The sequence below is a fragment of the Streptomyces caeni genome, assembly GCF_042678285.1.
In the GTDB taxonomy this organism is placed as follows: domain Bacteria; phylum Actinomycetota; class Actinomycetes; order Streptomycetales; family Streptomycetaceae; genus Streptomyces; species Streptomyces caeni.
On record NZ_JBHUDX010000096.1, the window covers coordinates 3,773 to 18,041 of the forward strand.

Sequence of the window (14,269 nt, forward strand, 5' to 3'; positions counted from 1 at the left end):
TGCCTGCGGCGGGGATGCCGGGAGCCGGGATGCCGGGGGTTCGGGCGGGACGGCCCGCCGCCGTGGGGCCGCGCGTTGCGCCGTCCCCGGGCGTGCCGCGTCCCGCTTCCTCGACGCCCTCGCCGACCGGCTCGCCGTCGGCGCCGCCTCGGTGACCGCTGTCCTCGACCCCGGCTGCGTGGTGCTCGGCGGCGAGGTCGGGCAGGCCGGCGGGGATGTGCTCGCCGCGCGCGTCGGGGAGCGGCTCGCCCGTATGTCGCCCCTGCGGACCGAGGTGCGGGCGAGCGCGCTGGGCGGCGGCGCGGTGCTGCGCGGCGCGCTGCTGACCGCGAGGGACGGCGCCCAGGACGAGCTGTTCGCCCCTCCCGCCCGCTGACCTCCCACGGCGGAGACCCGGCGGCGGGGCAAGGGCCTCCGTCACCGCCGCCGGGCCGCTCACGGACAGCGTGCCGCGCCGGGACCGCCGACCCTGAGAGGACTAGACCAAGTCCGCCAACAAGTATGGACCAATCCCGAAACGGTGGTTGCGGGAGGGGCGTTGTCCCGGCACCGGAGGGGCCGGTCCCGCACGGGCGGCCGCGGAAGTCCAGTATGTGAACCTGTGAGCCACCACACAGCGGTTCACCCGCATGGCCGTCGAGCGCGCGTGGCACACTGAGGCTGTACCAGAAGCAGCGCACTCCGGGGTCGGTGAAAGTCCGAACCGGCGGTTACAGTCCGCGACCCGGTCGCTTCCAGCGGCCGGTTGACCAGGTGAAATTCCTGGACCGACGGTTAAAGTCCGGATGGGAGGCAGTGCGCGGCGGGCGGGCATCCATGCGCGCCGCCGTACCGGCTCGTCCTGTGGACGGGCTCCGTCCGGCGCCGCCCCGGTGTCCTCGCCCGTGTTCGCTGTCGTCATCGACAGGCCCCGGAGTCCGTGCCCGATCGAGGCAGGAGGACCCGGGAAGTGTTCACCGGAATCGTCGAAGAGCTGGGTGAGGTCACCGCCGTCGAGAACCTCGGCGACTCCTCCCGCTTCCGGCTCCGTGGACCCGTCGTCACCGAAGGCGCCCGGCACGGGGACTCCATCGCCGTCAACGGCGTCTGTCTCACCGTCGTCGAGCACGAGGGCGACGAGTTCACCGCCGACGTCATGGCGGAGACCCTCGAACGCTCCAGTCTCGGCGCCCTCACCGTGGGCGCCCGTGTCAACCTCGAACGCCCCACGGCCGTCGGGGCACGCCTGGGCGGCCACATCGTGCAGGGACACGTCGACGGCACCGGCACGATCCTCGACCGCAAGCCCTCCGACCACTGGGAACTCGTCGCGATCTCGCTCCCCGCGGACCTGAGCCGCTACGTGGTCGAGAAGGGCTCCATCACCGTCGACGGCATCAGCCTCACCGTCGTCGAGGCCGGCACCGACCGCTTCACCGTCAGCCTCATCCCGACCACCCTCGCGCTGACCACGCTCGGCATCAAGCAGCCGGGCGACCCGGTCAACCTGGAGGTCGACGTCATCGCCAAGTACGTCGAGCGCCTGCTGGCCGGTCAGGGGGCGGCCCGGTGAACTGGCTCAACTCCGAGGCGTTCACGCTCCTGGGCCAGCACATCAAGTGGTCGGACATGATCGGCAACGTGATCGGTCTGACCGCCCTCGCCTTCGGCTGGCGGCGCTCCATATGGAGCTGGCCGGTGCAGTTCCTGTCCGGCGTCGTGCTCTTCGCGGCGTTCGCCACGGCCCACCTCTCCGGCAGCGCCGGCAAGCAGGTCGTGGTCATGGTCGTCGCCGTCTACGGCTGGTGGCAGTGGAACCGGGGCACGGGGCGGACGGAGGACGGCCACATCGCCGTGCGGTTCGCCACCTGGCGCGAGCGCGTCGTCCTGACCGTCGCCGCCGCTGCGGGAACGCTCGCCGTGGCGGGCCTGTTCACCGCCTTCCCGACGCTGTCCTGGGACCCGTGGCCGGACGCGTACATCTTCGTCGGCACCATCGTCGCCATGTACGCGCAGGCGCGCGGCATGGTCGAGTTCTGGTTCGCCTGGCTGCTGGTCGACGCCGTCGGCGTCCCCCTGAACTTCGCCAACGGCTTCGCCTTCTCCGGCTTTGTCTACGTCATCTACGGCGCGCTCGTCCTGTGGGGCATGCGCGACTGGTGGCTGCGCTCCCGCAGGGCCGCGCGGCCCGTCCTGGAAGGAGCCCCGGCATGACGTCCCGCCCCTCTCCCGCCGCCCTGAACGAGGCGCGCCCGGAGACCAATGCCTGGGCCGACCCGCATCGCGCCGCCCTGCGGACCCCCGTCCTCTGCAGCGCGGACGACATCGAGGACTTCACGCTCGACCCGATCGAGCAGGCCATCGCCGACATCGCGGCCGGGCGCCCCGTCGTCGTCGTCGACGACGAGGACCGGGAGAACGAGGGCGACCTCGTCATCGCCGCCGAGAAGGCGACCCCCGAGATCGTCGCCTTCATGATGAGCGAGTGCCGCGGCCTGATCTGCGCCCCCATGGAGGGCGCCGAACTCGACCGCCTCCAGCTCCCGCAGATGGTCGACCAGAACACCGAGTCGATGCAGACCGCGTTCACCGTCTCCGTCGACGCGAGCGGCGTCCACGGCGTGACCACCGGCATCTCGGCCTCCGACCGCGCCACCACACTGCGGCTGCTGGCCGGTGGAGAGGCGGGCCCCGGCGACTTCGTCCGCCCCGGACACGTCTTCCCGCTGCGCGCCAGGCCCGGCGGCGTGCTCGTCCGCAACGGCCACACCGAGGCGGCCGTCGACCTCGCCCGGCTCGCCGGACTGCGCCCGGCCGGCGCGATCGTGGAGATCGCCGGTGAGGACGGCCATATGCTGCGACTGCCGGAACTCATCCCGTTCGCCCGCAAGCACGGCCTGACGATCATCTCCATCGAGGACCTGGTCGCCTACCGCCGCTCTCCCAAGCTCTCGACTCCTCCCCCACTCTCGGCTTCGCTCGAGCGGGGGGACCGCCATGAGCAGGGGGCACCCCCATCCGAGCCCATCGTCCGTCGCGAGGCCGAGGTCCACCTGCCCACCGCGTTCGGTGAGTTCACGGCCTACGGTTACCGCTCCACCGTCGACGGCGTCGAGCACGTCGCCCTGGTGCACGGCGAGATCGGCGACGGCGAGGACATCGTCGTCCGCATCCACTCCGAGTGCCTCACCGGCGACGTCCTTCACTCCCTGCGCTGCGACTGCGGCCCCCAGTTGGAGGCGTCCCTGCGGCGCATCCAGGCCGAGGGCCGCGGCGTGGTCGTCTATCTGCGCGGTCACGAGGGACGCGGCATCGGGCTGCTGTCCAAGCTGCGCGCCTACGAGCTCCAGGAGCGCGGCCGCGACACCCTGGACGCCAACCTGGAGCTGGGCCTGCCCGCGGACGCCCGCGACTACGGCGCCGGCGCCCAGATCCTCCAGGACCTCGGCGTCCGCAGCGTGCGGCTGATGACCAACAACCCTGACAAGACCGCCGCCCTGCGCCGGCACGGCCTCAAGGTCACCGCTCGGGAACCGATGCCCGTCCAGGCGGGCGAACACAACCTCCGCTACCTGCGCACCAAGCGGGACCGGATGGGGCACGACCTGCCCTGGCTGGACACGAGCGGCGTGTCCACCTGCGGCAACCAGTAAGAGAGCACTGAGGAGAGACGTGAGCGGCAAGGGTGCACCGGAGCTGTCCGTACGCAAGGCGAGCGATCTGCGGGTCGCCGTCATCGCGGCACAGTGGCACGAGAAGGTGATGGACGGCCTGGTGGACGGGGCCCTGCGCGCCCTGCGCGAGCTGGGGATCGACGAGCCGACCCTGCTGAGAGTTCCCGGCAGCTTCGAGCTCCCGGTCGCGGCCAGGGTCCTCGCCGGCCGCGGCTATGACGCCGTCGTCGCCCTCGGGGTCGTCATCCGCGGCGGCACCCCTCACTTCGACTATGTGTGCCAGGGCGTCACCCAGGGCCTGACCCAGGTCTCCGTCGACACCGGTGTCCCCGTCGGCTTCGGCGTGCTGACGTGCGACACCGAGGAACAGGCGCTCGACCGCGCGGGCCTGCCCGGCTCCGCCGAGGACAAGGGCCACGAGGCGGTGACCGCGGCGGTGGCGACCGCCGCCACGCTCCGCTCGGTATCCGAGCCCTGGCACTGAGGCGCGGACCGGAGCGCGTAGGGTTAGGACCACCATGTCCAAGAAGACGTTCGAGGAGCTCTTCACCGAGCTCCAGCACAAGGCCGCCCACGGCGATCCCGCCACCTCCCGCACCGCCGAGCTGGTCGGCAAGGGTGTCCACGCCATCGGCAAGAAGGTCGTCGAGGAGGCCGCCGAGGTCTGGATGGCCGCCGAGTACGAGGGCAGGGAGGCGGCCGCCGAGGAGATCTCACAGCTGCTCTACCACGTCCAGGTGATGATGGTGGCGCGCGGGATCTCCCTGGACGACGTCTACGCCCACCTCTGAGCCGTACACCACACCGCACATCCGTACGCACGAACGAAGGAAGCCGACCTCATGCTGCGCATCGCCGTCCCCAACAAGGGTTCCCTGTCCGGCCCTGCGGCGGACATGCTGCATGAGGCCGGCTACCAGCAGCGCCGGGAGTCCAAGGAACTGAGGATCGTCGACCCGGAGAACGAGGTCGAGTTCTTCTACCTCCGCCCCCGCGACATCGCGATCTACGTCTCCTCCGGCCGCCTCGACATCGGCATCACCGGCCGCGACCTGCTGATCGACTCCGGCGCCAACGCCGGGGAGATCCTCCCGCTCGGGTTCGCCCGCTCCACCTTCCGCTTCGCCTCCAAGCCCGGCACGGCGAACGGCGTGGAGGACCTCTCCGGGATGACGGTCGCCACCTCCTACGAGGGCATCGTCGCCAAGCACCTCGCCGACAAGGGCATCGACGCCTCCGTCGTGCACCTCGACGGCGCCGTCGAGACCGCGATCGAACTCGGAGTCGCCGAGGTCATCGCGGACGTCGTCGAGACGGGCACCTCGCTGCGCAACGCGGGCCTGGAGGTCATCGGCGAGCCGATCATGACGTCCGAGGCCATCGTCGTCCGCCGCACCGGGGCCGAGGGCGAGGAGGGCGCCGAGTCGAAGGTGCAGCAGTTCCTGCGCCGCCTCCAGGGCGTCCTCGTCGCCCGGACATACGTGATGATGGACTACGACTGCCGCGTCGAGCAGTTGGAGAGGGCCGTCGCGCTCACCCCGGGCCTGGAGTCCCCGACGGTCTCGCCGCTGCACAACGAGGGCTGGGTCGCCGTCCGGGCCATGGTCCCGGCCAAGGAGGCCCAGCGGATCATGGACGACCTGTATGCGATCGGCGCCCGGGCCATCCTGACCACGGCCATCCACGCCTGCCGTCTGTGAAGGACCGTGACACCGATGTCGGATCTGCCCGCCCTCCCCGTGACCTTCCGTCCGGGACGCACCCGTGCCGTGCTGCTGTCCGCCGGGATCGCGCTCTTCACGGCCATCACCACCCTCGGGATGCTGCTGGAAGAGCTCAGCGCGACTGAGCGCCTCGGCTTCGCGCTGACCGCCGCCCTGCTGGCCGGCGTGCTGTTCCTGCTCGCGCGTCCCAAGGTCGTGGCGGAGGAGACGAAGGTCACCGTCGTCAACATCGTCAGCCGGCGTGCCCTGGACTGGGCGGAGATCCTCCGGGTCAACCTGCGTCCCGGCGACCCGTGGGTGTTCCTCGATCTCAGCGACGGCACGAGCCTGCCCGCCCTCGGCATCCAGCCGGGGATCGCCAAGCAGCGCGCGATCGAGGACGCGTGCACCCTGCGGGCCCTCGTCGAGGCCCGCTCCGCGGTCGATCCGGAGCGGCATCGGGGCTGACTCGGGCCGTCCGCCCTGCCGTACCCGGCGAGGTCTTGACTAATCTGGTGGGCGGAGGTCCCACATCGGGCCTCCGCCCCTGATGTTCCGCCCGGTGCTCAGGGGTTCCTGCTATCCGAGGAGTGACTCCCTCCGGCGATGGACGGATCGTCCTGTAGTACCTGCGCCGCCCCCTGCCGACACGGCGCGGACCCGGTCCGCGACCGCTCTCACGGCGCGGAGGCGGCGGCATCATGAACATCCCCCTGCTGCTCCTCGGGGCGGCGTTCCTGCTGATCCTGGCCAACGGCTTCTTCGTCGCAGCCGAGTTCGGGCTCGTCACGGTCGAACGGCCCGACGCCGAGAAGGCCGCAGCCGAGGGCGACCGACGGGCCGGTAGGGTCGTCGAGTCGCTCAAGGAGCTGTCCTTCCAGCTCTCCGGCACCCAGCTCGGCATCACCATCACCTCGCTCGTCGTCGGCATGCTCGCCGAACCCGCGCTCGCCGAGGTGCTGCGCGGACCGTTCACCGCGGTCGGCGTTCCCGGCGACCCGGCGAACGGCATCGCCGTGGTCGTCGGCATGCTGCTCGCCTCGGCGGCGCAGATGGTCGTCGGCGAGCTCGTGCCCAAGAACTGGGCGGTGTCCCGGCCGCTCCGGGTCGCACGCTTCGTGGCGGGCCCGCAGCGCCTGTTCTCGCGGCTGTTCCGGCCGGTGATCGCGGCGCTCAACGCGGTCGCCAACCGGCTGGTGCGCGCCCTGGGCGTGGAACCGGCCGAGGAACTGGCCTCCGCCCGCACCCCCGGGGAGCTCGTCTCCCTCGCCCGGCACTCGGCGCGGGCCGGCACACTCGAACAGGACACGGCGGACCTGTTCGTGCGCACCCTGTCCCTTGGCGAGCTGACCGCGCAGCACGTGATGACCCCGCGCGTCCGGGTCAGCGCGCTTCAGTCCTCCGCCACGGCGGAGGATGTGGTCAACCTCACCCGGGCCACCGGCCTGTCGCGCTTCCCCGTCTACCGGGAGAAGATCGACGAGGTCGTCGGCATGGTGCATCTCAAGGACGCCCTCGCGGTGCCCGCCCACGAACGGCTGCGCACACCGGTCGTCCGGATCGCCCAGGCGCCGCTGCTCGTCCCCGAGACGTTGCCCGTGCAGCCCCTCCTGCAGCGGCTGCGCAGCGAGCAGCCGATCGCCGTCGTCGTCGACGAGTACGGCGGCACGGCCGGCGTCGTCACCCTGGAGGACATCGTCGAGGAACTGGTCGGCGAGGTGCGCGACGAGCACGACGGACAGGACCTGCCCGAGCTCGCCGCCGCGCCGCCCGAGGACGGGCGCCCGGCGTGGGACGCCGACGGCAGCTGCCGCGTCGACGTCCTGAAACGGATAGGGCTCGACGTGCCGGAGGGGCCGTACGAGACGGTCGCCGGACTCATCGCCGACCTGCTCGGCCGCATCCCCGCTCCCGGGGACCGGGCCGAACTGCCGGGCTGGCGGCTCACGGTCCGCCAGGTCGGGCACTACCGTGCCGAGCGGGTCCGGCTGGTGAGGATCGCCGACGCCGCGGTGCAGATCGCGGAGGCGGCGCGATGAGCCTGCTCCAACTCGTGTTCGCCGCGCTGCTGGTGCTCGTCAACGGCTTCTTCGTGGGTGCCGAGTTCGCGCTGGTGTCCGTGCGGCGCAGCCAGATCGAGCCGCTGGGCACCGCACGGGCCCGGCAGGTGCTGTACGGGCTGGAGCGGCTGCCTCAGATGATGGCCGCGGCCCAGTTCGGTATCACCGTGTGCTCGCTGACACTGGGCGCCGTGGCCGAGCCGACCGTGGCCCATCTGCTGGAGCCCGCGTTCGAGGCGGCGCGTCTGCCCGACGAGATGGTCCACCCGCTCGGGTATGTGATCGCACTCGCCGCCGTCGTCTTCTTCCACCTGGTGATCGGCGAGATGGTGCCGAAGAACCTGGCGATGGCGGCACCGGAGAAGGCCGCGCTGTGGCTGAGTCCGGGGCTCGTGGCGTTCGCGCGGCTGTGCCGGCCGGTGACCGTCTCGCTGAGCGCCTGCGCCAGGGTCATCCTCACCTTGTTCCGGGTCGAGCCGAAGGACGAGGTCGAGGCCGTCTTCACCAGTGAGCAGCTCAACCAGCTGGTGGAGGACTCGGGCCAGGCGGGCCTGCTGGAGCCCGAGGAGCAGGAGAGGCTGGAGGACGCGCTGGAGCTGGGGTCCCGCCCGGTGACGGACGTCCTCCTGGACCCCGTCTCCCTGGTGACCGTTCAGCCCACGGTCACACCGGGGCAGGTGGTGGCGCTCACCGCGCGTACGGGCTTCTCGCGCTTCCCCGTCGTCGCGGGGAACGGCGCCTTCATGGGTTACATCCATGTCAAGGACGTCCTCGACCTGGAGGACTCCGAGCGGGCGGTGCCGCAGCAGATCTGGCGGCCGATGACCACGCTCGCGGCGGAGCTGCCGCTGGACGACGCGCTGACGGTGATGCGCCGGGCCGCCGCACACCTCGCCCAGGTGGCAGACGCCTCCGGCCGCGTCCTCGGCCTGGTCGCCCTGGAGGATGTGCTGGAACTCCTGGTGGGCGAGGTCAGGGACCCGGCACACCGGGAGGCCCCGCCGCAGCCGAGGGCCGCCGAGCCGCGGGAAGCGGTTCCGGGCTGATCCGGGCGGGCGCCCGCACCCCGCGCAGGGGTGCGGGCATCCGCCGGGCTCAGCCGGCCGGAGGATCCTGCGGTCCGCGCCCGGACAGCACCTCTCCGTACGCCTGCATCAGGTCCGGCAGCCGCAGTGTGGACAGGTCGTCCCGGGACGGGGTCCCGGGGTACCCGCTCAGCCGCAGGTCCCGGTAGGCACAGCTCTTCTCGTAGAGGGTGCGCAGGAAGCGGCCGTTGCCGAGTTCGTCGATCCAGCCCTGGTCCACGACGTGGCCGGCGACCGAGCGGAGTTCCTCCAGCGCCTCCTCGTCCCAGACGTCGCCGTTCTCGGCCGCCAGGACCTCGCCGATCGCGGTCAGTTCCAGGGGGCGGTACGAGGGGAAGTCCACCCGGGTGGTGAAGCGGGAGGACAGGCCGGGGTTGGCGGCCAGCAGGCGGTCCATGCCCTCGGGGTAGCCCGCGAGGATCACCACCAGGTGGTCGCGGTTGTCTTCCGCACGCTTCAGCAGCACCTGCAGTGCCTCGTCGCCGTAGGCGTCCCCCTTGCCGTAGCCCGAGTTGGACAGCGAGTACGCCTCGTCCACGAACAGCACTCCGCCGATCGCCGAGTCGATCAGCTCGTTCGCCTTCACGGCGGTCTGGCCCAGGTACTCGCCGACCAGGTCGGCCCGTTGTGCCTCCACCAGATGGTCGCCGCCGAGCAGCCCGAGGGCGTAGAAGACCCGGCCCAGGATGCGCGCCACCGTCGTCTTGCCTGTGCCCGAGGGGCCCGAGAAGACGAAGTGGCGTTTGGGCGGCTGCACCGGCAGCCCCTGGCCCGCCCGCAGCCGCGCCATGTTCAGCTGTGCGGACAACGCCTTGACCTGGCGTTTCACCGGTTCCAGGCCGACCATGCGCTCCAGCTCGGCCAGCGCCTCCTCCAGCAGTGCGGGATCCGTCGGCCCGGTCGGCAACGGCTGCGCGGGCACCGTGGACTTCTCGCGCACGGCGTCCCGCTGCGCCGGCAGCGTGCCCGGGGGCGGCGCGGGGTCGGAGAGCTTCACCTCCCGGCCCTCGGTGCCGAAGAGCGGATCGAGACCGTCGGGCCCCTCCAGCGCGTCCCCGCCCCCGGTGAGTGCCATCGCCGTGAAGTCGGCCGACTCGTCGTACCCGTCGCCCTCGGCTATGGCCGCGAGCCGCGCCGAGGTGTCCATGAACGCCGGGTCCACCCGGTGCACCGCCCGGTACAGCGGCAGGGCGGCCGCTGAGCGGCCCGTGCCCTCGTGGGCCCTGGCCAGCCAGTACCGCAGCTCCTTGCGCTGCGGCTGCTCGCTGCGGCAGCGCATGAGGGCGGCGGACAGCAGCGGCTCGGCGTGCCCGTACATCTCCAGACGGACCCGGGCCATCCCCCCGAACAGGCCGGCCTCTATGCCGAGCATGGGGTCGTCGATCAGCGGATCGGTGTGCCGGACCAACTGTTCCCAGTCCTTGACCAGGTAGGCCCGGCAGGCGTGCAGGAACCGGACCTGTGGGTCGGCGTCGACGGGGGGCAGCCCGGCGAGCGCCCGGTCCAGCTCCGGGACGTGGCGGCCGTCCAGCCAGTGCGAGGCGTGTGCGAGCAGCAGGTCGCGCGGCCTCTCCAGCACGGGCTGCACCCACCAGCCCAGCCAGTACCACGAGTTCAGGGTGCGCCGGTGCCGCGCCCGCTGCTCCCCGAAGCGGTCCCGGTGGCGGAACATCCGCAGCAGCGCGGTCGTCGTGTCGACGCGCAGCGCGTGCAGCCCGAGCCAGCCGTCGGCCATCCCCGGATCCATCCGGACCGCCGCGCGAAACTCCTCCTCCGCCTGCGGATAGGCGCCCATCGTGTAGGCGTCGACGCCTCGCAGCCAGGCGAGGTCGGCCGGGGCCTCGGGGCCCTGCGTGCCGAAGTCCATCCCGTCCCCCACAAACCGTGCCCCCGTTGGTTCACCGCCGGGCGTGTGCCCGCCGGCTGCCTTGCTCGAACCGCGGTGCCGCGGACCGGAGTTGCGACGGTGCGCGGAGCGGCCGCCCGAAGGTCGCGCCGAGAGGCATGGTACCTGCGGGGGAGCGGCGTACCGAAGGGTGCCGCACGGTCCGTTTGACGAGGTGGGAGCAGACGGGGCGCATTCGCCGCGGTGACCCAGTGTGAGCGGGTCATGTGCCCAGGGGCCCGGAGGAGGGGGCCGGAGCAGAACGAAGCCCCCGATCACGGGGGAACAACCGGGGGCTTCGCGTCTGCGGACGGCTCCGAGAGCCGCACATTGAGAACGTAAGTCCTGTACGGCCCCTGGGTCAAGCCGACCCGAAGCACTCAAGCAAGTTCTCCCGCAAGGGCCTTCACAAGTTCAGCACACCGATGATGATCCGTCACTGTGTGTGACCGTGTGATCTGGGTGGGCGATCGCGGCAGGTCCCGGGAGCACCTCGTATCCCTCGGGGCGCTGCCGTACCAGGAGGTCGGCGAACGGCCGCGAGGGGTCGTCGGCGAAGTGCCGCCGCTCCGCCTCGGTCCATGCGGCCCAGAACACGCGTTGCTCCTCACCGTCACGGGCTCGCCCGCGGGCCCAGGCGTCGTCGCGCGGAAGGTCCATCCACAGCAGGTGCGCCAGATGGGCTCGCAGCTCCCGGCGGCCGGTGCCGACGCCCTCGGCCAGGATCACGGGGGCGGGCGGCAGCGTGCGAGGGTGGCCGAGGTCTCGGGCGCGCCAGTCGTAGGGACGGTAGCGCGCGCTCTCACCGCGGCCGAGCGGCTCGATCACCTCGCGCAGCAGCCGCCGCGTCCAGGAGAACAGCTCCTCGTGGGTGGCGATGTCGTCGAGGTGCAGCACGGGCGCGTCGCCGAGCGCGGTGGCCAACTGCCCGGCGAACGTGGACTTCCCGGAGCCCGCGTACCCGTCGACGGCGACGAGCCGGACGGGGCCGCAGGACGGCGGCAGCCGCCGCAGACGGGACGCGAGGACGTGAATGACGGTTCCCTGGGGGAGGGCGTGGACCTATTTCGGAGGAACATTTTACGCGTGTGCGACGCGGGAGCCGGCGGGCGGGTGTCAGGGGCGATTCCGCGTACGGCGAAATTGGTGCCATGTTGAACAGTTCAGCGGTCAATCACCAGGTCCCCTCCATATAACGGCGCACCCAGCCGCGAACCGGTTATTCGGGAATCGCCGTTCCGGTTGCGCCGGATGCTGAGTAGGGTGCCTGATGCGTGACCGGTGAGACGCACGGGGATGGACGGGGGAGCATGGCCGCGGGGTTATTCGAGGGGCAGTACGTATGGCATCCGGCGGCCGACGACCGTGAGCTGGCGAGCGTATGCGTGGAAGTGCGGGCCGGACGCTACCTGAGCGCCTGCGAACTGCTTGTCGCCACCCGCGAGGACCTGGGGCTGCGCGCCCACCGTTCCCTGGTCCTCGCCTCCGAGGCCGCGGACTCCGACCTGGCCGAACGGTGGCTGGCCGAGGAACCCAGCCCGGAGGCCGCGCTGATGTGGGCGCGCGTCGCCGTCCTGCGGGCGCTGCGCGCCGCCGACGCCCACGACGAGCGGGCCCGAGCGCTGGAGCGCATCGCGCTGAACGCGTGCGAGCGCGCCACGGCCATGGCACCGCACGACCCCACCCCCTGGGTGGCCAGGCTGGCACTGGCGCGCCTGCACGAGACCGCTGAACCCGCTCCGAGGGGACTGCTCACGGAGCCGCCCGGCCCCTGGCGGCTGTTCTCGCACATCCTGCGCCTCGACCCCTTCCACCGGGAGGCCCACCACCGCTTCCTCGCCTACTTCTTCAGCCGCCACCACGGCTCGGTGAACGCGGCCTGGGACGTCGCCGCCTTCCTCAGCCAGCGGGCGGCCGCCACCTCACCGCTGCGTCTACTGCCCCTGGTGGCGCTCGTCGAGGGCTACAACCCCTCGCAACTGCTCGCGGACCACGTCTGGGAACAGCCCCAGTGGCGCTCCACCGCGCTCGCCATCTACCAGCACTGGCTGCCGGAGGCCGCCGGCTACCGCTTCACTCCGGTGCTCGACCTCGCCTACCTGGCGCATGCGCTGGTCATGGGCCAGCGCGAGTTCGAAGCCCGCGCCGTCTTCGCGGCCATGGGGCCCTACGCCTCCCGGATGCCCTGGAGCGTCTTCGGCGACCCCGAGGAGCAGCTCTCGCGTGCTCGCCGCGCCTGCGGACTGCCCGTGCCGGGAGCAGCCTGACCCGTTCGTCCCGTACCGATCACTACCCCACAGAGAGAAAGGTCCGGCTGTGTCAGAACGCATGTCAGCGCCCCGTACGAGACGACGTGCGGGCCGGGACCCCGTTGCGATCGACGACGACGCGACCCTGCACGCGATGGGCTATCCGCGAAAGCTCACCCGGCGGTTCCAGGCGTTCGACAATTTCGCCATATCCTTCACCATCATCAACATCCTCTCCGGGATTTTCTCGTCGTTCGGATTCGGTATGAATGCGGGCGGCCCGCGCATTCTCGTCTTCGGCTGGATCGGCGTCTCGGTCATGGTGCTGTTCATCGGTGCCGCGATGGCGGAGGTCGCCTCCGCCTATCCGACGAGCGGGGCCCTGTACTTCTCCGCGGGAAAGCTCGCCAAGAAGCATCAGGGCGCCTGGTCCTGGTACACGGGCTGGCTGAACTTCGTGGGACAGGTGGGCGGCACCGCGGCCACCGGATACGCGGCCGCCACCTTCATCCAGGCGTTCCTCGCTCTGCAGTGGCCCTCGTACGAGCCGACCGCGCACCAGACCGTGCTGATCACGGCGCTCGTCATCGTGATCCAGGGGCTGGCGAACACCTACACCGTGCGGCTCGTCGCCGTACTCAACCGGATTTCCGTGTGGTGGCTGCTGATCGGGCTCGTGGTGATCGTCGGCGCGCTGGTGGCGGGGCCGGACGAGCACCGGCCGGCGTCCTTCGTCACGCATTTCGTGAACAGCACCGGCTTCACCCATGGTCTCTACGGAGGCATGCTCGGCCTGCTCGTCACGAGCTGGACCTTCACCGGCTTCGACGGAAGTTTCCACATGTCCGAGGAAACGGTCCGGGCGACGGTCAACGCGCCCCGGGGCATCACCCGCTCCATCGGCTATTCCGCCGTCGCCGGCCTGGTCCTGATGCTCGCCCTGGTCTACAGCATCGGCGACTACGCCAAGGTGGCCGGTTCCTCGGCGCCGCCCGTCCAGATCCTCATCGACGGTCTCGGCGTGGGCACCGCGAAACTGCTGCTGCTGATCGTCATCGGCGCCATGCTCTTCTGCGGACTGGCCAACCTGACCAGCAACACCCGGCAGATCTTCGCCTTCTCCCGGGACGGCGCGATGCCCGGCTCCCGCTGGTGGCACACGGTCTCCCCGCGCACCCGCACGCCCGTCAAGGCGGTCTGGCTCGCGGTCGCCTGCTCGCTCGCCCTGGTGCTGCCCGGCTGGTGGTCCCACACCGCCTTCACCGCGATCGTGAGCGTCAACGTCGTGGGGCTCTTCCTCGCCTACGCCGTGCCGATCTTCCTGCGGCTGCGGCTCGGCGCCGACTTCCGGCCCGGGCCCTGGCATCTGGGACGCTGGAGCACGCCCGTCGGCGTCGTGGCCGTGGGCTGGGTCCTGCTCAGCAGTGTGCTGTTCATGCTGCCCCAGGCGTCGCCGATCACCGTGGACTCCTTCAACTACGCGCCCATCGCCCTGGCAGCGGTGCTCGTCATCGCCACGGTGTGGTGGTTCGCCACCGCCCGGCGCCGCTTCCGCGGCCCGGTCAGCTACGGCCGCCCGGACGAGGTCGCCGCGATGGACCTCGTCTGATCGCGGGGCACAGCGTCCGGCGGCC

At 71.4% G+C, this 14,269-nt stretch carries 14 protein-coding genes and 1 riboswitch; of the genes, 12 read left to right on the forward strand and 2 right to left on the reverse strand.

Translation table 11 applies throughout. The annotated features are described in order from the left end of the window. The 10 genes from ACFSL4_RS30850 to ACFSL4_RS30895 form a co-directional block, all read left to right on the forward strand. Window positions 1-376: ROK family protein (locus ACFSL4_RS30850; protein WP_381090144.1), on the forward strand; the 376-nt coding region annotated here is incomplete at its 5' end. A 296-nt stretch (window positions 377-672) separates the two neighbouring features. Next, window positions 673-803, forward strand: a riboswitch (FMN riboswitch). A gap of 146 nt (window positions 804-949) precedes the next feature. Further along, complete coding sequence (locus ACFSL4_RS30855) at window positions 950-1,552, forward strand: riboflavin synthase (protein ID WP_381090147.1); 603 nt, start codon at window positions 950-952, stop codon at window positions 1,550-1,552. Then, on the forward strand, window positions 1,549-2,193 hold the full coding sequence (locus ACFSL4_RS30860) for a nicotinamide mononucleotide transporter family protein (protein WP_381090150.1): 645 nt from the start codon (window positions 1,549-1,551) through the stop codon (window positions 2,191-2,193). Before ACFSL4_RS30855 ends, ACFSL4_RS30860 begins: the two co-directional genes overlap by 4 nt. Next, a complete protein-coding gene (locus tag ACFSL4_RS30865; protein ID WP_381090153.1) occupies window positions 2,190-3,632 on the forward strand; it encodes a bifunctional 3,4-dihydroxy-2-butanone-4-phosphate synthase/GTP cyclohydrolase II in 1,443 nt (480 codons plus the stop codon). Before ACFSL4_RS30860 ends, ACFSL4_RS30865 begins: the two co-directional genes overlap by 4 nt. A gap of 19 nt (window positions 3,633-3,651) precedes the next feature. Continuing rightward, on the forward strand, window positions 3,652-4,137 hold the full coding sequence (ribH, locus tag ACFSL4_RS30870) for a 6,7-dimethyl-8-ribityllumazine synthase (RefSeq protein ID WP_381090156.1): 486 nt from the start codon (window positions 3,652-3,654) through the stop codon (window positions 4,135-4,137). A 34-nt stretch (window positions 4,138-4,171) separates the two neighbouring features. After that, window positions 4,172-4,444 (forward strand): phosphoribosyl-ATP diphosphatase, encoded by a 273-nt coding sequence (locus ACFSL4_RS30875; protein ID WP_061930286.1) that lies wholly within the window; start codon window positions 4,172-4,174, stop codon window positions 4,442-4,444. Between the two features lie 51 nt (window positions 4,445-4,495). Next, entirely contained in the window at window positions 4,496-5,353 is an 858-nt protein-coding gene (gene hisG / locus ACFSL4_RS30880) for an ATP phosphoribosyltransferase (RefSeq protein WP_381090160.1), read from the forward strand. 15 nt (window positions 5,354-5,368) lie between these two features. Then, window positions 5,369-5,824, forward strand: coding sequence for a PH domain-containing protein (locus ACFSL4_RS30885; protein ID WP_381090163.1), 456 nt, complete (start codon window positions 5,369-5,371; stop codon window positions 5,822-5,824). Between the two features lie 233 nt (window positions 5,825-6,057). Next, on the forward strand, window positions 6,058-7,395 hold the full coding sequence (locus ACFSL4_RS30890) for a hemolysin family protein (RefSeq protein WP_381090166.1): 1,338 nt from the start codon (window positions 6,058-6,060) through the stop codon (window positions 7,393-7,395). Continuing rightward, complete coding sequence (locus ACFSL4_RS30895; protein ID WP_381090169.1) at window positions 7,392-8,462, forward strand: hemolysin family protein; 1,071 nt, start codon at window positions 7,392-7,394, stop codon at window positions 8,460-8,462. The genes ACFSL4_RS30890 and ACFSL4_RS30895 overlap by 4 nt, the downstream gene beginning before the upstream one ends. Before the next feature lie 49 nt (window positions 8,463-8,511). On the opposite strand, the gene ACFSL4_RS30900 is transcribed toward ACFSL4_RS30895, so the two are convergent. Both ACFSL4_RS30900 and ACFSL4_RS30905 read right to left on the reverse strand, forming a co-directional pair. After that, complete coding sequence (locus tag ACFSL4_RS30900; RefSeq protein WP_381090172.1) at window positions 8,512-10,368, reverse strand: AAA family ATPase; 1,857 nt, start codon at window positions 10,366-10,368, stop codon at window positions 8,512-8,514. A gap of 432 nt (window positions 10,369-10,800) precedes the next feature. Next, complete coding sequence (locus ACFSL4_RS30905) at window positions 10,801-11,421, reverse strand: uridine kinase family protein (RefSeq protein WP_381090273.1); 621 nt, start codon at window positions 11,419-11,421, stop codon at window positions 10,801-10,803. Between the two features lie 275 nt (window positions 11,422-11,696). Between ACFSL4_RS30905 and ACFSL4_RS30910 the strand changes: the two genes are divergently transcribed. Together ACFSL4_RS30910 and ACFSL4_RS30915 are read left to right on the forward strand one after the other, a co-directional pair. After that, on the forward strand, window positions 11,697-12,653 hold the full coding sequence (locus tag ACFSL4_RS30910; RefSeq protein WP_381090176.1) for a tetratricopeptide repeat protein: 957 nt from the start codon (window positions 11,697-11,699) through the stop codon (window positions 12,651-12,653). Window positions 12,654-12,702: 49 nt separating this feature from the next. Beyond that, the gene (locus ACFSL4_RS30915; protein WP_381090178.1) at window positions 12,703-14,244 is read left to right on the forward strand and encodes an amino acid permease; all 1,542 of its coding nucleotides are present in this window, start codon (window positions 12,703-12,705) and stop codon (window positions 14,242-14,244) included. The last annotated feature ends 25 nt before the right edge of the window (window positions 14,245-14,269 follow it).

Bases quoted from the DNA above. Each gene is read 5' to 3' on its own strand.
- ACFSL4_RS30865 (WP_381090153.1), top strand. From the start codon at position 2,190: ATGACGTCCCGCCCCTCTCCCGCCGCCCTGAACGAGGCGCGCCCGGAG.
- ACFSL4_RS30875 (WP_061930286.1), top strand. From the start codon at position 4,172: ATGTCCAAGAAGACGTTCGAGGAGCTCTTCACCGAGCTCCAGCACAAG.
- hisG (WP_381090160.1), top strand. From the start codon at position 4,496: ATGCTGCGCATCGCCGTCCCCAACAAGGGTTCCCTGTCCGGCCCTGCG.
- ACFSL4_RS30885 (WP_381090163.1), top strand. From the start codon at position 5,369: ATGTCGGATCTGCCCGCCCTCCCCGTGACCTTCCGTCCGGGACGCACC.
- ACFSL4_RS30890 (WP_381090166.1), top strand. From the start codon at position 6,058: ATGAACATCCCCCTGCTGCTCCTCGGGGCGGCGTTCCTGCTGATCCTG.
- ACFSL4_RS30895 (WP_381090169.1), top strand. From the start codon at position 7,392: ATGAGCCTGCTCCAACTCGTGTTCGCCGCGCTGCTGGTGCTCGTCAAC.
- ACFSL4_RS30900 (WP_381090172.1), bottom strand. From the start codon at position 10,368: ATGGACTTCGGCACGCAGGGCCCCGAGGCCCCGGCCGACCTCGCCTGG.
- ACFSL4_RS30910 (WP_381090176.1), top strand. From the start codon at position 11,697: ATGGCCGCGGGGTTATTCGAGGGGCAGTACGTATGGCATCCGGCGGCC.